Consider the following 20,854-nt stretch of genomic DNA (forward strand, 5'->3'; position numbering starts at 1 on the left):
TGAACGTCTAACCGTGTTGACTTAGTGCACCGCTGAGTGCGGCATCTTGGCTCTGGTAGACGTCGGCCTGGCGCCGTAGTGCAGCTGCTGCCCCGTGAAGCTCCTGCACAGCGGTTGCGAGATGGGGTGCACAGTGATGGAACGAATTAGCTAGCCACCGGACAACGCCAACCGAGACCTCATCATGTCCAGCAGGCCGCGGCGCAACTATGCCGCGAATGGCCGCTAGGCCCCGGTTTACTGCTTGTGCTGCGTCGTCCAACGATTTCGCTGCTCCTCGCAGCGCGTCAGGATCAACGATGAGTTGCTGTCCCACGAGAATGCCCCCTCTGCCAGCGTGGGCGTAAGTTACCCACACGAACAGGTACGACGCACCTCGTGATTGTTTGGTTCCGCCCGCAGAAAAAATTTTATAAATTTTCCGCACGCACACTGCTGGCAGTGAAGTATTGCCTGCTAGTGGCTACTATCCCCAGCCGAGTTCGTGCAGTCTGGCGTCGTCGATTCCAAAATGATGAGCAATTTCATGGATCACCGTCACCGCCACTTCGTGGATTACCTCGTCTTCCGAGTCGCACATGTTAAGCAGAGGGTCGCGGTAGATACTGATCATGTCGGGCAATGATCCCGCGTAAAACGAATCACGATCAGGCAATGCGACACCGTGGTAGAGCCCGAGGATCTCTGGTTCATCCTCGTTGTGTGGCTCTACGCGGATTACGACGTTGTCGATGGCGCGCGCAAGCTTTTCCGGAACAGCATCGAGTGCGTCTGCGACAAGTTCTTCGAACCGCTCATCGGACATGACAACTGGCATGGCGGAATCTAGTTTCCGGGAATGAGGGCTGGAGCGCCAGGCACACGAGGTGGTTCGGGAAGAGCAATTTCACTTGGCCGCTGTCCATCGATGGTGATATCACCGCGGGCTGAACCGACGATGGCCGAGAAGCCGCCGCCTGCTCCTGTTTGAGCGCCGATGGAACAATTCACCAATCGGCTGCCCGCGAGCCAACTCGATAGCGAGCGAGTATCCCAAAATGCGGTCAGTCGCTGTTCGGTGAGGCGCTCGGGGGAGCCAAGGTAATCGGCCGCGAGTTGCCGACACCTATCGTCGAGGAATCGGTCCTGTTCGGCGACTGGCGGATACCCGTCACCAAAGTGTTCACCCAGGTCGACAGTCCCCACTACCTCATAGGCGTGTGGCTCCTCGCAGGGCACCGGATCGGTTGGGGCTTCAAAATTGATACCGATGCAGAAGCCGTCATCCCAGACGACTGACTGATCCTGCTGCCCAGCCTGGCCAACCATGGGGAACACCGCGCCCGTGACACCGACGTGCTGAAGGCCGCAACGAATGGTGCGTTCGCCTTCCTGCCACCCATCTTGACCAGGGTTGATGAGGTTTATGCTGTACCGACCCCGTGGATCGTAGCGGGCGCCCATGTAGCGGGTAACCGCTGGTTCGCAGATTTCCGTGCGCAGTTCAGAGAACCGAATTTCTGTGGGGTACTCGGCTTCTGGCCCAAATTCAGAGCCCGGGAACGAACTGAGATCAACGACCGCGCCGACCTCGAATCGGTGCTCGTCGGCGCAGTCAACTTTCGTTAGGTCCGATGCATCGGGTGATGACCAGTGCAAACATTCGCCAACGGCGGCAGTCCCATAGGCCTCGCCTGCAACGGCGCCAGTAGTGGGTGCGGAAATCGTCTCCCATGCTGGTGCGTCTTCTTCATCCTCACCGGACTGACTGACGATCAGCATTGTTACGCCACCGCTGATGAGCAACAGCAATATGAGCAGCGCTGCGATTCGCTTCTTCCCTCCAAAGCCCCTGGAAGAGTTCGTCTCTGCGGGTACCGCAGATGAGCCAGATTCGGGCTGGAGTCCGCTCGACTCTGCGTTCGGCTCTGCGGCGTCATGTTCGTTCGTCATCGGTACCAATGATGCACCGAAAGTGCGCGTAAGACGACCTAGAATCCGATTTGTTTTACGGGCAGTACCGTTGGAGGGCATGACACAAGGAGATGACGACGCTGAACTCGTGGAATTTGCGACGAAGCTCTTTGGCTTTGCCCGATCCGGTGAGACCGAGAACTTGGTCAATTATGTCGACGCCGGGGTTCCAGTGAACCTCACCAATGAAAACGGCGATACGTTGCTGATGCTCGCGTCGTATCACGGCCATAGCGAGACCGTTTCTGCCCTAGTCGCTCGCGGCGCGGACGTTAATCGGCCTAACGATAGAGGGCAGACTCCGCTTGCAGGGGCAGTATTTAAGGGTGAGGATGAAGTCGTCCGCATTCTGGTGGAGGCTGGGGCGAACCCGACATCCGGTTCACCGACCGCGCTAGCTGCGGCTCACATGTTTGGCAGAGATGACTACCTCGCACTGCTCCAGCAAACTCTGGGGGAGTGAGGGGATGGCGTCGTTTGGTCTCAAGCACAGTAGGGTGTACTCGTGATTGACCTGAAATTCCTTCGTGAAAACCCCGATGTAGTGCGGGCCTCGCAGCGTGCGCGCGGCGAAGATCCCGAATTGGTGGACGCGCTTCTGAGCGCTGATTCGACGCGCCGAGCCGCGGTGGCATCGGCTGATTCATTGCGGGCTGAGCAGAAGGCGCTTGGCAAACGAATCGGGCAAGCTAAACCGGATGAGCGCGCGGAGTTGCTCACCGGTGCTTCTGCTCTGGCGCAGCGTGTCAAGGACGCCAACGCTGCGGAAACTCAGGCCAATGAGCAGCTCTCCACGGCGCATCGCGCCATCTCCAATGTTGTACACAGCGCAGTTCCTGTGGGTGGCGAAGACGACTTTGTCGTCTTGGAAACTGTTGGTACCCCGCCCGCGATCGCTGCGCCCAAAGATCATCTTGAACTTGGCGAGTCACTCGGTCTCATCGACATGGAACGTGGCGCAAAAGTCTCAGGCTCTCGCTTCTACTTCCTCACCGGAAACGGCGCGCTACTTCAGTTGGGGTTGCTGCAACTAGCAATTCAGAAGGCCGTCGCTGCAGGTTTCACACCGATGATTCCGCCGGTGTTGGTCAGGCCCGAGATCATGGCAGGAACGGGGTTCCTTGGGGCCCATTCGGCCGAGGTATATCACCTTGCGGATGACGACCTTTATCTCGTAGGCACGTCGGAGGTGCCACTTGCGGGCTATCACTCGGGTGAAATTATTGACTTGACCAACGGGCCATTGCGGTACGCGGGGTGGTCATCGTGCTTCCGCCGGGAAGCGGGCAGCTACGGCAAGGACACGCGCGGCATCATCCGGGTGCACCAGTTCGACAAAGTAGAGATGTTCTCGTTCTGCGATCCTGCCCACGCGGAGGAAGAGCACCAGCGTTTGCTTGGCTGGGAGAAAGACATGCTCGCCGCTATTGAGGTTCCTTACCGCGTGATCGATGTGGCATCGGGCGATCTCGGTGCCTCTGCTGCACGTAAATTCGATTGTGAAGCGTGGGTACCGACTCAGCAGACCTACCGTGAGCTGACATCTACGTCGAACTGCACCACTTTCCAGGCTCGTCGCTTGGGTATTCGCTACCGGGACGAGAATGGTAAACCGCAGATCGCTGCCACGTTGAATGGCACTCTGGCGACAACTCGTTGGTTGGTTGCGTTGCTAGAGAACCACCAGCAAGACGACGGAAGCGTTCGCGTTCCCGCCGCCCTGGTGCCCTTTGTTGGGCGTGAGGTGCTCGAACCTAAACGGTAGGTTGTTCATTCTTTTGCGGGAAACAGCATGCACCGGGTTGTGGCCGTAGCGATTAACCGGTCGGTTGAGTCGCGTATTTCGCCAAGCGCTGTCGCTGTGGTTTTACCGGTGTGTTGAGCAGTGCCGGTTGCTGTGATGGTGCCTGTGCTTTCTGTTACTGCGCGAATGAATTGAACAGTGACGTCAAGTGAGGTGTAGCCCACGCCGGGCGGCAATGTGGTGCTGATCGCAAACCCCATTGCGGAGTCGAGGATTGACGTCAAGATTCCGCCATGGACTGAGCCGACCGCGTTGTAGTGGTACTCGCTTGGAGTTAGGTCGATGGTTGCGGAGCCGGACTCGGCTTTGGTGACGCGGAAGCCGAGGGTGTGCGCGGCGGGAGAATGGTCTATTTCTCCTCGAGCGAGGCTCGAAATAAAATCGAGTCCACTAAGTGAGACATGCTGTCCATGTGTGGCGTGTGGATCGCTCCAGCTGTACTGGCGTTGGCGACTTTTTTCGGCCATGACTGTTCTCTCCTCGGCGACATTGTCGTCTTTCCCCGTTACGCTGTGCCTGTGGAACCTGTGTATGCACCAATTGTTGCTTTCGCGAAAACACTCTTTGCGGTTGAAGGTCTCAAATTCACAGTAACCGGCACCGATCACATTCCGAAGACCGGCGGGGCAGTAATTGCGGTAAACCACACCGGATACCTCGACTTCGCCTACGCAGGAAAAGCTGTGCTGCCAGCTAAGCGGTACATCCGCTATATGGCGAAACACGAAGTTTTCGAACACAAAATCAGCGGCCCTCTCATGCGCGGATGCAAGCACATCCCTGTGGACCGAGTGTCGGGGGGCGGGGCGTACCAGGCGGCAGTAGATTCGCTGAAGAGCGGCGAACTCGTTGGGGTATACCCAGAAGCCACGATCAGCCGCAGCTTCGAGATCAAAGAGTTCAAGTCTGGCGCCGCACGCATGGCTATCGAGGCCGGTGTCCCGATCATCCCCATTATTGTTTGGGGCGCCCAGCGTGTGTGGACAAAAGGTTTTCCCAAACGGCTCGGTAGAACAAACACGCCAATCTCGGTCGCAGTGGGAACACCGGTTCAACCATTCGAGCCCGCCGCGGATCTGACTGCGAAACTTCGGGCAGACATGCAGCAGCTGCTGCTCGAAGTGCAAGACAACTACGGGCCCCACCCGGCGGGCGAATTCTGGGTGCCGAAACGTCTCGGCGGAAGTGCGCCGTCGCTCGAAGAAGCCACCGAACTTGATCGTCAAGACGCGGAAGCTCGTATCGCAGCTCGCAGGGCGCGAGAACAAGCCGACAAGTAATGGTCGCCGGCTTCCTGCTCAAAGTTGGTTACGCCCTACTCGCGATCATCGCGCTGCTCATGCGTAGCTACCAAGGCGTATCGATGCGCGTCGACAACGCTGACAGGATCCCCCGCAAACGTGGAGCGGTGCTCGCAATCAACCACATCAGCTATGTGGATCCTGTGTACGTAGCCTTGGCGACACTGCGCGCGCGTCGGCGCGTTCGTTTCATGGGCAAGGCGGAATTATGGGATTCCTTTGTTACGCGCTGCCTTGCGACAGTCGCCAGGGGGATCCCGGTGGACCGGAAGGCTGGTGCTTCCTCGTACTTTGCATCAGTTGAAGCGCTCCGAAGTGGTGACCTAGTTGGCATCTTTCCGGAAGCCACCATTAGTCAAAGTTTTGAACTCAAAGACTTCAAGTCGGGGGTAGCGCGAATGGCCCTAGACGCTGAGGTGCCCATTGTTCCGGTGGTCGTATGGGGGACACAACGAATCGCAACGAAGGGGCAGCCCAAAGAACTACATCGCAAGAGGCGAAAAGTAGTGGTGAAAGTGGGCGATCCAATTTCGCCGATGGGTACTGTCGACGAGCTTCTCACTACGGTGAAGGCGTCAATGAACGAGTTGCTGCACCAAGTGCAAGACAGCTACGGGCCCCACCCCGTTGGAGAATACTGGGTGCCCGCCAGGTTAGGTGGCTCCGCACCCACCCTCGCCGAAGCAAATATGCGTGATAAACAACGCTGAAAGTGCCAACCGGACTGGGGGAAGGCACGATGGAGTAGTGACAGACTCTTCGCAGTTCCTACTTCCACGACCCGCCTTCGTCTGTTCCGACGTCGACGGCACCCTTATCAATGATCACGACGCCGTCAGTGCGCGAACAAAAGCCGCCATCGAAAATCTCACTTCAGACGGTGCGCATTTTGTCTTGGCGACAGGTCGCCCACCGCGGTGGATCGATCCCATCACGAGCCAACTTGGCCATGCGCCTCTTGCCGTTTGCGCTAACGGTGCGGTGATTTACGACAGCAACTCCGACAAAGTGCTGCATTCAGAGTCATTGAGCGTAGAGACGCTTGTCGCGCTGGCGGATCTTGTACGCCGCACACTGCCCGGAAGTGGGCTCGCAGCGGAACGCGTTGGTCAATCAGCACACGATGCTGCGACGCCTCAATTTGTGAGCTCGCCGGGGTACAAGCATGCGTGGCTAAATCCCGACCATGTGGAATTGTCCGTTGAGGAGGTTCTCGCTGCACCGGCAATCAAGCTGTTAGTTCGTCACGGTGGAATGTCTAGTACCCACATGCGCAACGTACTGGCCCCGCTAGTGGGGGAGTTGGCGCACATTACCTTTTCGACTGACAAGGGACTAGTGGAGTTGTCCGCGCCAGGTATAACTAAGGCGTCCGGGCTCGCGTGGGTGACTCAGCACCTGAACTCGGCGCCACACCACGCCGTTGCATTTGGTGATATGCCGAACGACATTGCGATGCTCGAGTGGGCTGGCCATGGGGTAGCAATGGGTAATGCACACCCAGAAGCCCGCGATTCCGCGAACGAAGTGACGTCGTCGAACAATGATGATGGAGTTGCGGTCGTGCTGGAGCGTTGGTGGCTTTAGTTTTGAAACGAAAAAGGTGGGCTGCGCTGTAATCAGCGCGGCCCACCTTATTGTTAAACGTCAGCCAACCACAATTGGTGCGTCCTGAATCTCAACACTGAGGCCACCGGTGGCGGTGTCGAACAGAATGTAACCGTTCTGGAAGTCGGCCCTGATGCCTTCGGGAACGCTGTATTCCTCGTTCACGGGCATCCCGAGGGGGCCGTTTTCAGCTCCCATTGTTAGCCACTCTTCGCCGATGGCGCCCCAGATTCCTCGTGCACCTGTGCTGGGGGACCAGTAGATGGTGCCGTTGTCGAAGCGAGCGAAACGTACTGCATCGTTGATGGTCTGAATAGGTTCAACGATGTTGCCCAGCACGCCTTCAGTTCCTCCGAGCGTGTACCAGCGCTGTGCTACTGCTTCATCTACCTCGTCAGCCGCGGCTACTGCATTGTTACGTAGAGCGCCGAGGAGTCGTGGCAATTGTGCGCCGAGCCCCTGCAGTTCGCTTGAGCTCCATGACGTGCGGGGCGCTGGTTCTGAAGGCGCTGGGTTAGTAGGAGCAGGGTTAGTGGGTGCGGGGTCTGTCGGGGTTGGGTCAGTGGGAGCGGGGTCAGTCGTATCGTCGTTGTCTGATCCGCCACCGGTTCCGGCGCTGGCCTGGTATTCGGCAGCCATGCTGCGAATCAGGTTCATCTGCTGGTACCCGAGGTGACCTGGGCAGTCGGTGTAACCAACGTCGCGGTGGGCGAAAATGTTGGTGAGACGAATCGGCTGGCCCTGGGGAATCCAGGTGAACGAAGTTCCTTCGGAGTAATGGGTGGAGGACCCTGTCGGCGAAAGGTCTTCGAGTGCGAGACGCCAGCCAGCGAGCTTGGCGATGGATTCAAGTTGGGCGCGTGGTGGCGTGACGTTGTTGTAGTGCCCTAGCATCGCGTAGCCAGCGGTGTTGATGTTGAATCCACCGGTGTGTGCACCCTGAAGATCGCGTTCCATGCCACCGAAGCGACCTTCGAAGATTGTGCCGAACTTATCGACCAAGCCGTGGTACCCGACGTCGCACCAGCCGAGCGTTTGGGCGTGGTAGGCGTAAATGCCGCGAACGATCTGGGCGGATTGGTCCTGCGTGTAGTTGTTGTTGCCCGCAGTGTGGTGCACTACGACTGCTCCGAGGCCGCCGTTTTCGCGCGGCTGTCGGCAGCGAATATTCTCGTTCGCGCCCCACTGTGCCCGTGTAACCACGTTCGGTTTAGCGGGAACGCCGGCAATGTCGGACACTTCACCCGAGATGTCGCTCGGTTCGTCGAGGATGGGCGCCTTGCTCGGGCGGACGATGATTGCGGTGAGGTTCTCGGCTGTGCCGTTGCGCTCGGGCGCAGGCGGCTGGTAGATAAGGGGCCGCGAAATATCGGAAGGTTCGCCGACGGGGGCGGCTTCCTCTGGGGCAAGCGGCTTCTCGGGGTCGGTGTCGCCGCTGAGCACTGGGCTCACCTTGCCGCCGATGCTGATTTGCACCGTGGTTGTGTCGCCTACGAACACGACGTCACTGGCCTGGCGTGATGTGTCCGCAATGTCGCTGTCGCTGTCGATTGGTTCTAGATCGAACCATTCTGACCAAGTATCTTCGTCGAGTTTGGCGCGGACATAGGCTTGGGGATCGCCTTCGCCGTCCCAGGTGAGCCCGAACATGTTGAACGGCATCTCTTGGGATACTTCGCGAACGATGGGCTCGTCGTCCGACTGGATGTTGCGTGGCGGGTTAGCGATGTCGGTGGGAACTGCCGTCGAGTCGAGGGCAAGCGCTACCTCGTCGATGGAGGTGGGGGCGTATTCGGATTCGTCAGTGGCGTAGGCAATGTCAGTGGACGTGGCGTTGAGGCCAATGAGTGATCCGGCTGCGGCGACGCCGACGGCGACACTCAACGTCAGGAAACGTCGGGGATGGTGTTTCGGCAACGGAGTGGCTCCCTAGGTGTGCGGTTTAGTGCTGTATTCGATGTTTAAGCAGTGAAGCGACGACCCATGAGTTAACTTTTGTATCTTTGAGTAACACTGGTACGTCTAATCACTCCATTGACGATAGGCATGCAAGAGCCACAAGTAACGCACTGAACGGTCTCTATGTGGTTAAGAGTTGGACAACCTCACAGTGATGTATACGCGGACGTTGTACCTGACATTGTTTGATGTGGCGAAAATATCTTCACCTGATTTGCGCCATGCGCGACGTCAACCGCCGCCCCGCGTAACTGGTCCGATAGGCTGACGGCGAGTCGTCGTTAATGTAGCCAGCGGATAAAAATTGGGGTGAAAAGTGAGTTCGGAAAGCCAAGGCCAAGGTGCCTATGACCTCATCGTGGTCGGATCCGGATTCTTCGGACTCACCGTCGCCGAACGGGCTGCGACTCAACTTGGTAAGCGAGTTCTTGTGCTTGATAGGCGCCCGCACATCGGGGGCAACGCCTACTCGGAACCAGAGCCGCAAACTGGGATTGAAGTGCACAAATACGGCGCACACCTATTCCACACCTCAAACGAGCGCGTGTGGAAGTACGTAAACAAGTTCACGAAGTTCACGGGCTATCAGCACCGGGTATTCACCCTGCACAAGGGGCAGGTCTACCAGTTTCCGATGGGTCTGGGACTTGTCTCCCAGTTCTTTGGTCGCTACTTCACCCCAGACGAAGCACGTGAACTCATCGCGGAGCAGTCGAGTGAGATCGACACCAACGATGCCCAAAATCTCGAAGAAAAGGCGATCTCGCTGATCGGTCGCCCCCTCTACGAGGCATTTGTTCGGGACTACACAGCTAAGCAATGGCAAACTGACCCAACGCAACTTCCCGCGAGCACCATCGCGCGTCTGCCAGTGCGGTACACATTCGACAACCGGTACTTCAACGATACTTACGAGGGTTTGCCCGTCGACGGCTACACGAAGTGGCTCGAAAACATGGCCGCCGACGAACGAATCGACGTCCGACTGGACACCGACTATTTCGACGTCAAGGACCAGGTGCGCGCCGAATCCCCAGACGCCCCGGTCGTGTACACGGGACCGATCGACCGCTATTTCGACTACGCAAAAGGTCAACTTGGTTGGCGCACACTGGATTTCGAATTGGAAGTACTCGGCACGGGCGATTTTCAAGGGACACCGGTGATGAACTACCCGGACGCCGAAGTGCCGTATACGCGCATTCATGAGTTCCGGCATTTTCACCCCGAACGCTCCTACCCGGCGGATAAAACCGTCATCATGCGTGAATTCTCGCGAGCTGCGGAAAGCAGCGACGAACCGTATTACCCCATTAACACCACTGAGGACCGCGCACGCTTGACTGCTTACCGCGAACTTGCGCGTGAAGAAAGCGAACGAAACAAAGTCCTCTTTGGCGGCCGTCTCGGAACATACCAATACCTCGACATGCATATGGCTATCGCTAGCGCACTCAACATGTTCGACAACATTCTCGAACCGCACTTCGTGAGCGGGGCCCCGTTGAATTCCCGCCCCGCGGGCGACTAGCCCAATACTGCTGGGCCCGAGAATTAGGAATCGAAAGGCACAACGAGTCGTGACAACAGCTCAATCTTCACTTGCACAGGCGCGCTTGCAGCGGATACTGCTACCCAGGGCGGGTGAACCGCTCGACGTTCGGCGCCTCTACATTGAGGAAGATCCCAGCAACCCACGCCGGGTTCACCCCACGTCACGTACGTCGGCGCGCATCGCCGCTGAATCCGAAGTGTCGCTGTGCACATACTTCAACGCGTTTCCCGCGAGCTATTGGCGCCGCTGGAGCATCCTGGACTCGGTCGTGCTCAAGATCGAAGTGACCGGTCGTTGTCGTGCTGACGTGTACCGGTCCAAGGCTGATGGCACGCGAATTCAGGTTGGTAGCGCCGAAACGACTGAGTCCTCGGGACTGCTCGAACTAGTTCTCGACCTTGCTCCGTTTGAGGACGGCGGATGGCTCTGGTGCGACCTGAGCGCAGAGGACGATGTCGAGATCCTCAACGGTGGTTGGTATGCCCCAATCCCTGCTCCAGGTGAAGGTCGCGTAGCGGTTGGAATTCCCACCTTCAACAGGCCAACCGACTGTGTGAAAGCGCTCACTGCCCTCGGTTCGGACCCGGACGTCCTTGCTGCCATCGACGCCGTCATCATCCCGGACCAAGGGACGAAAAAGGCCGCTGACGAGCCAGGATTCGAGGAGGCAGCGGCGCAACTGGGCGACCGGCTGCGGATCCACAACCAAGGCAACATCGGTGGTTCCGGTGGATATTCGCGCGTGATGTACGAGGCGCTGCGCACCACGGATAGCCCCTACATCCTCTTTATGGATGACGACATCGAGATCGAACCAGACTCGATCCTCCGCGCGATCGCTTTTTCTCGCTTCGCGCGTAACCCCCTCCTCGTCGGTGGGCAGATGCTTAACCTGCAAAACCGCGCTCACCTGCACGTCATGGGGGAGGTTGTTCGGTTTGGTGAGTTTGTTTGGGGACCCGCACCGCACACCGACTACGACCATGATTTCGCAGCAAACCCCTTGTCAGAATCGCCAGAACTGCACCGTCGAATCGACGTGACCTACAACGCGTGGTGGATGTGCCTCATCCCACGCCAGGTCGCTGAGGAGATCGGCCAACCACTGCCGCTATTCATCAAGTGGGATGACGCCGAATATGGTCTCCGGGCAGCGGCTGCGGGCTACCCAACAGTGACACTGCCCGGCACAGCGATATGGCACATGGCCTGGTCAGACAAAGATGATGTTATTGACTGGCAGGCCTACTATCACATGCGCAACAGGTTGATCGTGGCTGCGTTGCACAAACCAGGCGGGGCACGAGCACTCGTCAAATCCACGATGAAACCGCTGCTCAAGCACTTGCTGTGCCTCGAATATTCAACGGTGGCGTTGCAGAACCAAGCAATCGAAGATTTCTTGGCGGGCCCTGACATCCTCTTCAACGAACTGCCGACCTCGCTAGGGAAGATTCAGAAGATTCGTGCGGAGTTCCCCGATGCCGTGGTTGCTGGGTCCGCGACCGATCTCCCATTGCCGTCAGGCGCCGATGTAGGCGATGTGAGTCTGCCAACTAACGCACCTGCGAAGCTCAAACGGTTCGGCAAAGCAGTCATCCACAATCTTCGGCCGACCAAGGATCAACACCACGAGCGGCCGCAACTAAATGTTGCGACGCTTGATGCGCGTTGGTTCCTCCTGTCGCAGGTCGACGGCGTGACGGTCACAACAGCAGACGGGCGCGGCGTCGTATATCGCAAGCGCGATAAGAAGCTTGCCGCCCAACTTTTCAAAGATGCCCTTCGGCTCCGGCGTGAGCTAGGACAGCGCTTCCCCGAGATGCAAAAGCAATACCGAGCAGCAGCACCAACGCTGACCAGTCGGGAACGGTGGGGCGAGTTCTTTGCTCAATACAACTGAGGGACACCATGACTTTTAACGACGCCGTGCCGCGCAGCTATGGCCCACCGCAAGGTGAAGAAGCCATCCTGGTAGCGGTGCAACACGCAATTGCGGATAAGCCAGGCGTACTCGCCACAACTCGATTGATGTCCCACTTCGGTGAGCACGCACTCGGGTGGGTAGCTGTCGCAGGAATTGGCGCTTTACTCGACGCGCCTCAGCGCCGCCGGTGGGGGGCAGTTGCAATTGGGGCTGTCGGGGCACATGCGGCATCGATTGCGATCAAGCGGGTTGTCCGGCGACGGCGCCCACATCACCCAGATATTGTGGTGAATGTTTCAACACCGAGCCAACTGAGCTTCCCGTCATCTCATGCAACGTCTAGTACCGCGGCAGCGATTCTCATTGGAAGGCTCACCGGATTGCCAATCGCGGCAGCGGTGGTTCCCCCGATGTTGCTATCGCGGCTCGTGCTTGGAGTTCACTACCCGTCCGATGTGCTTACCGGCGCAGCGGTGGGTGCTGCATCTGCCGCTGCGGTGGCGTTGACCGAACAAAAGCTTGGGTGGGCATAAGCTACACACGGTGCTCACCCGAGGCACCACTAAACATGACTAGAAATGGTCGAGAGGGGTAACAATGAGCGATCTGGTCGAGCCTGAGGACCCGACTCGCGCCAGAACGCGCAAGCCACCGTCAAACCTTGCCGACGGAATCATCAAGGCGATGAGGCCACGGCAATGGATTAAGAACGGTCTCGTTCTCGCCGCGCCACTCGCCGATGGTTCCATCGGGCAAGGGCCAGTCCTGACATCGGTTGCTCTTGCGTTTGTGGTCTTTTCACTGGCGGCGTCGGGGGTCTACCTCGTCAACGACGCGCAGGACGTTGATGCAGACCGCGCCCATCCGACAAAGCGGTTTAGGCCGATTGCGGCGGGCGTAGTTCCTGTATCGCTGGCATACACCCTGGCCGTGGTGCTTTTTGTTGCGGCGATTGGTCTTTCCACCTTGGCCAACACCACGCTTGCCGTGGTGACAGTTGTGTACATCATCATTCAGCTTGCGTACTGCTTTGGGCTTAAGCACCAGGCCGTGCTCGACATTGTGATTGTGTCGTCCGGCTTCCTGCTACGCGCTGTCGCTGGAGGTGTCGCCGCTGGTATTCCACTGTCGCAGTGGTTCCTTCTCGTCGCTGCATCCGGCTCACTCTTTATGGCTGCGGGCAAGCGTTATGCGGAACTGAAGCTCGCCGAAGAAACTGGCGCAAAAATCCGTAAATCGTTGGAAAACTACACGTCAACGTACCTGCGATTCGTGTGGACAGTCTCCGCGACGGCCGTAATCATCTTCTACGCACTCTGGGCCTTTGAACAGGACAGCGGTGGAACCGGCGAAGTCGCCGTTGACAGCACAAACCTCGGATTGTTCGTTTTGTCGATGATTCCGTTTACAATCGCGATTCTGCGGTATGCCGTTGACATCGATGGCGCACAAGCAGGCGAACCCGAAGAAATCGCATTGGGCGATCGGGTTCTTCAGTTCCTCGCGATTGCATGGATTGGAGTCGTCGGTGTCGCGGTTTACATCGCGTGACACAGGTATTCGACGTACGTCGGCACCTCGTGTCGTACTGATCGCTGGCGCGGTCATAGTTTCGCTGATTTTGGCGTGGGGCGCTTGGCAGCGCAGGTGGATTTCAGATGACGGTCTCATTGTTTTGCGGACCATTCGGAATCTTCTTGCCGGAAATGGGCCCGTATTCAACGCGGGGGAAAGGGTGGAAGCAAACACTTCCACCCTGTGGACTTACCTGGTCTATCTAGCGTCGCTCATTCCCGGTACGAACCCGGAAATAGTCGTTCTTGTGCTGGCACTAGTGCTTAGCGTCTGCGCTGTGGTTCTTGCAGTGCTTGGTGGTGCCCGGCTATACGCCAACTCCACCATGTACCTGGTACCCGCCGGTGTAATCGCCTACATAGCGTTACCTCCTGCCCGTGATTTCGCGACCTCGGGCTTGGAATCAGGCCTTGTCATCGCCTGGATTGCCCTCTTGTGGTGGTCGCTTCTGGGGTGGGCGCGCACTTCAGAGCATGTCGCTCGCTCGACCCTGGGTATTGCGTTTATTGCTGGTCTGGGGCCGCTTGTTCGCCCTGAACTGGCCGTTATCGGTGGGCTAGCGATCATTTTGCTCCTGCTACCGCGAGCATCATGGCATTTCAGGGGTGCAATAGTTCTGTTTGCGGGAGCCATTCCGGTCCTGTACCAGATTTTCCGAATGGGCTATTACGGGCTGCCGTACCCAAACACGGCGGTGGCGAAAGACGCTGGGGGAGCCAAGTGGGATCAGGGCTGGGTATATCTGCTTGATTTGTGGAATCCGTACTTGTTGTGGCTTCCGCTCGTAGCGCTAGCAATCGCCGGAGTTTTGGGATGGTGGTCGCTCCGCGCTTCGAACGGCGCCGCGAAGGTAGCTGGGTCTGTGATTGCTGGAGCGGAGAGTGAGGAGCCGACGAAGCGGAGCATTCGTTCTGCGACCACTGTCGTTGTCTTTTTTATCGTCAACGCCATCATCTTGGGTCTGTATGTGGTGCGGGTCGGCGGCGACTTCATGCACGGTCGAACATTGCTACCTGTGCTGTTTATGTTGTTGTTGCCCGTTGCCGTCGTCCCAGTCGCAATTTCTGGGGGAGTGCGCGCGGTAGGAAAGCGCGCAACTGTCGCGACAACCGCCGCCATAGTGCCGTTGCTGGTGGTTGTTGTGTGGTCAGGCGTGATTGCTGCAACGGTGAAATCTGAGGCGGTCGAATACATTCCAGAAGATGGAATAATCGACGAGCGCAGTTTCTATCGCGCAAAGACGGGCGTCGACCATCCGATTCGCGCCGTTGACTATTTGGACTATCCACGCATGCGGTCGATGCTTCTCGCGCTCGAGACTGCCCCGAATGGTTCGGTACTTCTGCCGACAGCGGATGAAGGCACGTGGTTTTTTGTACCTTTGAAACCTGAAGCGGTGCAAGCTGAGCAACCTCGGGCGACGGTTTTCTATGCGCAACTTGGTATGTCAAGCATGCTGACGCCGCTCGACGTTCGAAACTTGGATTCCATCGGACTGTCGTACCCGCTCGCCGCGCATACCGAGCGAATCGAAAACGGGCGGATCGGTCACGATAAGCATCTATACCCCGACTGGTTGATTGCAGATGCTGGCGCAGTAGATACCTGGGAAGCCGGAATGGTCCGATTTTTGGACCCGGAGTGGGTGGCGAACGCTCAGCGAGCACTCGAGTGTCCACAGACTGAGAATCTGTTAGCTGCGTATCGTGGGCCACTTACGGTTCGAAAATTCGTCCGAAACATTGTTAACGCAGTCCCTCGATCGTCATATCGGATTGACCGAAATCCCGCCGACGCGATCGAAACTTGTTTCGGCAAACGTGAGTAGCGTGGTCTAGCCACTTCTTCCTGCGAATAGCCCACATTTGATCTTGACTGATCAGATGTGGGCTTTTCTGTGTGCGTCGGCGATCCTCGCGGTACCGTTAGCGAGATCCATCGGTATCGATAATGTGATAAGTCCGGCGTGTAACAGTTATGGTGTCTTAGCCGATCTACACAGCAAGCTCTCAGGAACTTGTCAGAGTCGCTGCTTCCAAACCGGAGCGCGACGCTGGTGACGGGAGGGTCACACTGTGCAGCCGCTGCGATACCCGACATTGCAATGGCACCACAGTGATGAACACGAGAAAAGGGAGATTATCCATGCGATTCGCTACACCGCGACTGTCTAACAAGTGGAGGCAGCGGATGCTCGCTGCGGGTGCCGCAGCGCTAGTAGTTCCGATGGCCGCAGGCCTAGTTGGCGGCGCTGTCGCTTCAGCATCACCTGCAACCGCTGCGCAGGCCGAATTGGTCCGCGTTAACCCGAGCCCCTGGGGTGACCGTTACCAGCGTCACCAGGTCTTCTCGCCAGCTATGGGCATCAACATCCAGGTGGATGTTCTTCGCTCGTCAGCCGGTGGCAGTGGCGCCGTCTACTTGCTTGATGGCTTGCGTGCACGCGATGACGTCAGTGGATGGCAGCTTGAGACCAACGCACTGGAAATGTTCGCTGACAGCAACGTCAACGTCGTTCTTCCTATCGGTGGCCGTTCAAGCTTCTATGCAGACTGGTACGGACCGAGCAGCACCAACGGCCAGCCATACACATACAAGTGGGAAACCTTCCTTACCTCGGAACTCCCCGCATACCTGAGTGGTCTGGGAATCCGTAGCACCAACAACGCCATCGCCGGCCTTTCCATGGCGGGCAGTGCAGCGCTGAAGATTGCTGCTGACCACAAGCCGATGTTCACGCACGCATCATCGTTCTCCGGGTACCTGAACCTGTCTGCTCCAGGCATGGCGTCACTTATCCGCCTCGCCCTGCTTGATGAGGGTGGCTACAACGTGGACGACATGTGGGGACCGCCCTGGGATCCAGCCTGGGCGCAGCACGACCCGACTGTCTTCGCCGGAAACCTATCTGGCGTGAACCTCTACATCTCTGCCGGTAGCGGACTTCCCGGCCAGCACACGCGCCTAGAGCAGCCGATTGACTACTTCAACACTGCTAACGCTATGGGCCTTGAGGTTGTCTCCTTGCTCAACACCCGTGCATTCCAGGGCCGCGCAGACGCCCTCGGATTGAACGCAACCTACAGCTACCCACCCACCGGTGTTCACGCTTGGGGTTACTGGCAAGACGAGCTCACCCGCGCGAAGGCTGGAATTCTCGCAACAATTGGTGGCTAATCACCCCCACGCGGTCTGACAGAGCGTAGATCTCGCACTTCTCCCGCACCAGCATTGTGGCCCCCCACTCAGAAATTGAGTGGGGGGCCATTTGGCGTAAAAACGGCCCGCAAACCCGTGTCGGTAACTACCCTGCGCACATCGAGTAACAATTCCCTCACGCATGGCATGGCGCCCCTCGTGCAACACGGGTGGTCACGGGTATGAATGAGAGACGCACGTGAACTGACGTGCACGCTCAGTCAGAATCACCTGTGCCACAGCGCCACCACATCGAAGAGGAGAGCTCATGCGGCCACTGCTGCAGCGCGGCGACGAAGGATCCACCAGCCGGAGACTCCCCGCCCGCCAACGTCGTCGTCAATTCGCAATGTGTGCAGCCCTGCTGCTCGCGCCCATGACCTTGGCGACTACAGTTGCTCCCTCAGCAATGGCAACACCTGCGGCGCACTACGCGCAGGCGCCAACATTGCAACCGATGAACCCAAGCCCGGTTCCGGGCGTTAGGGTGGAACGCGTCGATCGATTCACTGATCGCCACGTCGCATTGTGGATCTACTCGCCTTCGATGGACACGTCCATTCAGGTGCAGCTGCTCCTTGCGCGTGACTATCACGCAGAACCGCAATGGACCTTCCCAGCCCTCTACTTGCTTGACGGTCTGCGCGCCCGCGATGACCAAAACGGTTGGACGTTGGAGACCGACGCCATCGACTTCTTCCGCGACAAGAACGTCAACGTCGTACTTCCCGTTGGTGGCGAGTCGAGCTTCTATGCAGATTGGCTTGAGCCCAACAACGACAAGAAGTACATGTGGGAGACATTCCTCACCAAGGAACTTCCCCCGATCCTCCACAACGACTGGCGCGTGAACGACACCAAGGGCGTTCTCGGGCTGTCAATGGGCGGAACAGCTGCCATGTTCCTCCCGGCTCGGAACCGAGGAATGTTCCAGTTCGCAGGCTCATTGTCCGGATACTTGAGCACCACCTCATATGGAATGCAAAGGGCAATCAAGGCTGCTGTATTCGATGCTGGTGGCTACAACTCCGACGCGATGTGGGGAACGCCGGACAACTCACTGTGGAAAGAGCACGATCCATACCTGTTGGCGCGCAACCTTCGTGGAGTCAGCCTTTACCTTTCAGCGGGAACTGGAGCGCAGGGGGCGCATGACCGGGCAGGGTTCATGCCGGGAATCCCCGACAACTCAGCGGGAATGGCGCTGGAAGTCTTGTCACGCCTGACGACTCAGAACTTTGCTTCGCGCTTGAAAGACCTTAAAATCCCCGCATCGGTGCATTTCCGTAACACCGGAACGCACTCGTGGCCATACTGGCAGTCGGAGCTGCACGCCGCTTGGCCGCAAATCGCCAGCGCACTGAATGTTGATTCGGTAGGCCTGAACCGGCCAGTCGCACCGTCGGTGCTCGACGACCCCACGTGTGAAGTTGAAGGCGCGATCGGTGAACTTGCGCAGGCGCGCGGTGACCTCGGTGTGTGCCTTACTGATGAACGGACCCTGCGTGGCGGTACCAAGCGCCAAGAGTTCCAATACGCAACGGCGTACTGGTCACCCGATACTGGTGCACACATGGTTAAGGGTGAAATCGAAAAGGTGTACAGCGCGAATACTCGCGACCTCGGTATGCCCACGACGAGTGAGACCACTACCCCAGATGGGCGCGGCTCGTTCAACCACTTCGAAAACGGGTCGGTGTACTGGACGCAACAGCATGGCGCACGCATGGTTGTTGACGGATTCCGCGACCTGTGGGCAGCGCAAGGATGGGAATCTGGCCCCATGGGTTACCCCGTCAGCGATGTCGAGAACACAGGCGACCGGAAGGGCCGACTCCAACGGTTCGAAAATGCTGGCATCTTCGCCACAAATCGCGGCGGGCCACAACTCGTGGTGGGCGAAATCTGGCGCCACTACCAAGAACTCGGTCGTGAGACCGGTGAACTTGGGTGGCCGGTGTCAGACGAACACGTTATTGGGGAAGGCCGGTTCAGCGAATTCGCGAACGGCAATATCTACTGGTCACCCGAAACAGGTGCGTGGGCGGTTCTTAAGGGAGAAATTCAGGACGCTTGGGCCGAAACTGGGCACGAAACCGGCGTTCTTGGCTACCCCGTGGGTGATGCTCACGAAACCCCAGAGGGGCTACGGCAGAACTTCCAACGCGGCCACATCATCGTTGTTGATGGTGAAGCCGAGGTGGTAACAGGCTAACGGCGTACTTCCCCAGAAACGCCGTTAAGTGCGGGCTGTGACGTGGACCATATGGTTGCGTCACAGCCCGCAACTGCTCTGTAGCCTTGTTGTGTACTAGGCGTCTTGAGTACTGGGCGTCGCACAAGTAGCGCAGAAATCGCGGAGGAAATTTTCGGTGGCAGGCCAAATCGTGGGCAAAAAATCCCTTGGAGTAACCATCCTGTTCGCGGCAGCATTTCTTGCTGGTTGTGGTGGCGAGGCAGTCGTGGAAGGTACGCCATCATTGCCGGTCGCCACGCCGACAACGTCTGTCGTAGTGGAACCGGAGTCAGACTCCGAAGGCGATGACTCCACTGGTGATGCGGACGCAGATTCGAACGGCGCAGAGACAGACGACGGCAGTGCGGACGGCGCTGTGATTGGGGAACCCGCAGAGCGCTACTTGGGCGAATTGCGACGGGCCGGTGTCCAACCGGTTGGGGACGGCACCTACGCGCTCAGCACGGCAGACTACGTATGTGCGGCTCAGGCCGACGGTGTGCCGCGGGACGTGATGCTTATCAATGTCATGGCTATGGTGGGATTAGAGCAACAGCGCGCCGGGAACAGCGAACCGGGCAATGATGTTGCTGACACATACATTGACGTTGCCGAACGTCACTACTGTGATCGGTGAGTGAGTTGGTATGACGTGGGCAAAGCAGACTTCGAAGAACAGCCGAGGTAGGCGTCGCGGAAAGCCCCGGCGATCACGGGTACTCGTGTTTTTGCTCGTAGTTGCCGTGATTGTGGCGCTACTGGTGGTCCTGATAGCGCTCCTCGTTGATCGCGTGCGCTTGCCGTTTCCCGGGGTGCCGCTGCCACCGACAACACCTCCGACGGCGGAGCCCACGCAGCCTGCTTCATGCCCGGATGTCCAAGTAATTGCGATCCCCGGAACGTGGGAATCATCTGCTGGAGACGATCCATTTAATCCGACTGCCAATCCGCAGTCGTTGCTATTAAAAGTAACGAACCCGTTGGCGGCAGAATTTTCAGGTGATCGCGCAGAAATATATACGCTCCCATACCCTGCAGAGTTCCGCCGCCCTGGTGGGCCTCCGGAGATGTCCTACGACGAAAGTCGTGCGATTGGTATTTCTGAGGCACGTGATGTCATGGCAGCGCGGCACGCGGAATGCCCGTTGACGACATATGCGCTGATTGGTTTTTCGCAGGGTGCGGTAATAGCTGGAGATATTGCGGCAGAAATTGGCAACAATAATGCCCCGGTGCCGGAGGACCGCATGCTGGGTGTGGCACTTCTCGCAGATGGTCGACGTGATCCTGATGCCGCCCCAACAGTCGGCCCTGCGGTTGCTGGTGTCGGACTAGAAGTGTCGTTGGCCGGGTTGCCTGTCATTCCTGGGGCAACTTTATCCGGGAAACGCCCCGGTGGTTTCGGTGAATTGGCGGACAGGACCGTGCAGTTGTGCGCACCCAACGACTTGATCTGTGATGCCCCTCTTCTCACCGATCTTGTGCTCGCATTCAACCGAGTCGTCAACGACTACTTGAACAACCCGGTTCATGCGTTCTATGACAGCTTTGTCGTCGACGATAGTGGGCTAACGGCGACCCAGTGGACCGTCAACTGGGCTAGGGATTTGATCAACGAAGCACCCACTCCAGCCCATTCATGATCCACTCTGTCTCAGAAAAAGTGTCATTCGTGACATTTTGGCGTAACAGCACCATCACGAATTGCCAGCCATTCTGCACCGTCACGGGGTGTATT

Annotated in this window: 19 protein-coding genes; 14 read left to right on the top strand and 5 right to left on the bottom strand. The window is 58.0% G+C overall.

The annotated features are described in order from the left end of the window. Positions 1-7 precede the first annotated feature (7 nt). The 3 genes from IEW73_RS08080 to IEW73_RS08090 all read right to left on the bottom strand — a co-directional run bounded on the left by IEW73_RS08080 (position 8) and on the right by IEW73_RS08090 (position 1,932). Positions 8-316, bottom strand: coding sequence for a PE family protein (locus IEW73_RS08080; RefSeq protein ID WP_188672544.1), 309 nt, complete (start codon positions 314-316; stop codon positions 8-10). 150 nt (positions 317-466) lie between these two features. Further along, positions 467-817: a metallopeptidase family protein gene (locus IEW73_RS08085; protein WP_188672547.1), complete on the bottom strand. Its 351-nt coding sequence runs from the start codon at positions 815-817 to the stop codon at positions 467-469. Between the two features lie 8 nt (positions 818-825). Further along, positions 826-1,932, bottom strand: coding sequence for a septum formation family protein (locus IEW73_RS08090; RefSeq protein ID WP_188672550.1), 1,107 nt, complete (start codon positions 1,930-1,932; stop codon positions 826-828). A gap of 79 nt (positions 1,933-2,011) precedes the next feature. Between IEW73_RS08090 and IEW73_RS08095 the strand changes: the two genes are divergently transcribed. Together IEW73_RS08095 and serS are read left to right on the top strand one after the other, a co-directional pair. Then, complete coding sequence (locus IEW73_RS08095) at positions 2,012-2,416, top strand: ankyrin repeat domain-containing protein (RefSeq protein ID WP_188672554.1); 405 nt, start codon at positions 2,012-2,014, stop codon at positions 2,414-2,416. A 42-nt stretch (positions 2,417-2,458) separates the two neighbouring features. Then, positions 2,459-3,718 carry a serine--tRNA ligase gene (gene serS, locus IEW73_RS08100; RefSeq protein ID WP_188672557.1) on the top strand — a complete coding sequence of 420 codons (1,260 nt, stop codon included), beginning with the start codon at positions 2,459-2,461 and terminating at the stop codon, positions 3,716-3,718. 5 nt (positions 3,719-3,723) lie between these two features. On the opposite strand, the gene IEW73_RS08105 is transcribed toward serS, so the two are convergent. Continuing rightward, entirely contained in the window at positions 3,724-4,224 is a 501-nt protein-coding gene (locus IEW73_RS08105) for a PaaI family thioesterase (RefSeq protein WP_188672560.1), read from the bottom strand. 51 nt (positions 4,225-4,275) lie between these two features. Here IEW73_RS08105 and IEW73_RS08110 point away from each other — a divergent pair, with 51 nt between their 5' ends. Genes IEW73_RS08110 through IEW73_RS08120 form a run of 3 tightly spaced genes read left to right on the top strand, consistent with a single transcriptional unit; the run spans position 4,276 to position 6,645 of the window. Next, the gene (locus IEW73_RS08110) at positions 4,276-5,037 is read left to right on the top strand and encodes a lysophospholipid acyltransferase family protein (RefSeq protein WP_188672563.1); all 762 of its coding nucleotides are present in this window, start codon (positions 4,276-4,278) and stop codon (positions 5,035-5,037) included. Continuing rightward, on the top strand, positions 5,037-5,768 hold the full coding sequence (locus IEW73_RS08115) for a lysophospholipid acyltransferase family protein (RefSeq protein WP_188672565.1): 732 nt from the start codon (positions 5,037-5,039) through the stop codon (positions 5,766-5,768). The genes IEW73_RS08110 and IEW73_RS08115 overlap by 1 nt, the downstream gene beginning before the upstream one ends. A 37-nt stretch (positions 5,769-5,805) precedes the next feature. After that, positions 5,806-6,645, top strand: a complete 840-nt coding sequence (locus tag IEW73_RS08120) for an HAD family hydrolase (protein WP_188672567.1) — start codon at positions 5,806-5,808, stop codon at positions 6,643-6,645. A gap of 60 nt (positions 6,646-6,705) precedes the next feature. Here the strand turns inward: IEW73_RS08120 and IEW73_RS08125 are convergent, their stop codons facing one another. After that, positions 6,706-8,583, bottom strand: coding sequence for an N-acetylmuramoyl-L-alanine amidase (locus IEW73_RS08125; RefSeq protein WP_188672570.1), 1,878 nt, complete (start codon positions 8,581-8,583; stop codon positions 6,706-6,708). A 358-nt stretch (positions 8,584-8,941) separates the two neighbouring features. Here IEW73_RS08125 and glf point away from each other — a divergent pair, with 358 nt between their 5' ends. From glf to IEW73_RS08170, 9 genes are all read left to right on the top strand, one after another. Beyond that, positions 8,942-10,156, top strand: a complete 1,215-nt coding sequence (gene glf / locus IEW73_RS08130) for a UDP-galactopyranose mutase (protein ID WP_188672571.1) — start codon at positions 8,942-8,944, stop codon at positions 10,154-10,156. A gap of 49 nt (positions 10,157-10,205) precedes the next feature. Continuing rightward, positions 10,206-12,083 carry a glycosyltransferase gene (locus tag IEW73_RS08135; protein WP_188672573.1) on the top strand — a complete coding sequence of 626 codons (1,878 nt, stop codon included), beginning with the start codon at positions 10,206-10,208 and terminating at the stop codon, positions 12,081-12,083. A gap of 8 nt (positions 12,084-12,091) precedes the next feature. Further along, complete coding sequence (locus IEW73_RS08140; protein ID WP_188672576.1) at positions 12,092-12,640, top strand: phosphatase PAP2 family protein; 549 nt, start codon at positions 12,092-12,094, stop codon at positions 12,638-12,640. 64 nt (positions 12,641-12,704) lie between these two features. Continuing rightward, positions 12,705-13,658 carry a decaprenyl-phosphate phosphoribosyltransferase gene (locus tag IEW73_RS08145; RefSeq protein WP_188672579.1) on the top strand — a complete coding sequence of 318 codons (954 nt, stop codon included), beginning with the start codon at positions 12,705-12,707 and terminating at the stop codon, positions 13,656-13,658. Beyond that, positions 13,549-15,510 (top strand): arabinofuranosyltransferase AftB family protein, encoded by a 1,962-nt coding sequence (locus IEW73_RS08150; RefSeq protein WP_504739202.1) that lies wholly within the window; start codon positions 13,549-13,551, stop codon positions 15,508-15,510. Before IEW73_RS08145 ends, IEW73_RS08150 begins: the two co-directional genes overlap by 110 nt. 317 nt (positions 15,511-15,827) lie before the next feature. Further along, positions 15,828-16,859, top strand: coding sequence for an alpha/beta hydrolase (locus tag IEW73_RS08155; RefSeq protein WP_188672582.1), 1,032 nt, complete (start codon positions 15,828-15,830; stop codon positions 16,857-16,859). Positions 16,860-17,148: 289 nt separating this feature from the next. Further along, positions 17,149-19,095 carry an alpha/beta hydrolase-fold protein gene (locus IEW73_RS08160; protein WP_188672585.1) on the top strand — a complete coding sequence of 649 codons (1,947 nt, stop codon included), beginning with the start codon at positions 17,149-17,151 and terminating at the stop codon, positions 19,093-19,095. A gap of 157 nt (positions 19,096-19,252) precedes the next feature. Beyond that, positions 19,253-19,753 (top strand): DUF732 domain-containing protein, encoded by a 501-nt coding sequence (locus tag IEW73_RS08165; protein ID WP_188672587.1) that lies wholly within the window; start codon positions 19,253-19,255, stop codon positions 19,751-19,753. Between the two features lie 10 nt (positions 19,754-19,763). Beyond that, positions 19,764-20,759: a cutinase family protein gene (locus tag IEW73_RS08170; protein WP_188672590.1), complete on the top strand. Its 996-nt coding sequence runs from the start codon at positions 19,764-19,766 to the stop codon at positions 20,757-20,759. The last annotated feature ends 95 nt before the right edge of the window (positions 20,760-20,854 follow it).

It is taken from the genome of Hoyosella rhizosphaerae (genome assembly GCF_014643175.1).
Classification (GTDB): Bacteria; Actinomycetota; Actinomycetes; order Mycobacteriales; family Mycobacteriaceae; genus Lolliginicoccus; species Lolliginicoccus rhizosphaerae.

Coding starts and splice junctions, on each gene's coding strand:
- IEW73_RS08085 (WP_188672547.1), bottom strand. CDS start 817: ATGCCAGTTGTCATGTCCGATGAGCGGTTCGAAGAACTTGTCGCAGAC.
- IEW73_RS08155 (WP_188672582.1), top strand. CDS start 15,828: ATGCGATTCGCTACACCGCGACTGTCTAACAAGTGGAGGCAGCGGATG.
- IEW73_RS08160 (WP_188672585.1), top strand. CDS start 17,149: ATGCGGCCACTGCTGCAGCGCGGCGACGAAGGATCCACCAGCCGGAGA.
- IEW73_RS08115 (WP_188672565.1), top strand. CDS start 5,037: ATGGTCGCCGGCTTCCTGCTCAAAGTTGGTTACGCCCTACTCGCGATC.
- IEW73_RS08095 (WP_188672554.1), top strand. CDS start 2,012: ATGACACAAGGAGATGACGACGCTGAACTCGTGGAATTTGCGACGAAG.
- IEW73_RS08140 (WP_188672576.1), top strand. CDS start 12,092: ATGACTTTTAACGACGCCGTGCCGCGCAGCTATGGCCCACCGCAAGGT.
- IEW73_RS08150 (WP_504739202.1), top strand. CDS start 13,549: ATGGCGCACAAGCAGGCGAACCCGAAGAAATCGCATTGGGCGATCGGG.
- IEW73_RS08105 (WP_188672560.1), bottom strand. CDS start 4,224: ATGGCCGAAAAAAGTCGCCAACGCCAGTACAGCTGGAGCGATCCACAC.
- IEW73_RS08170 (WP_188672590.1), top strand. CDS start 19,764: ATGACGTGGGCAAAGCAGACTTCGAAGAACAGCCGAGGTAGGCGTCGC.
- IEW73_RS08145 (WP_188672579.1), top strand. CDS start 12,705: ATGAGCGATCTGGTCGAGCCTGAGGACCCGACTCGCGCCAGAACGCGC.
- IEW73_RS08090 (WP_188672550.1), bottom strand. CDS start 1,932: ATGACGAACGAACATGACGCCGCAGAGCCGAACGCAGAGTCGAGCGGA.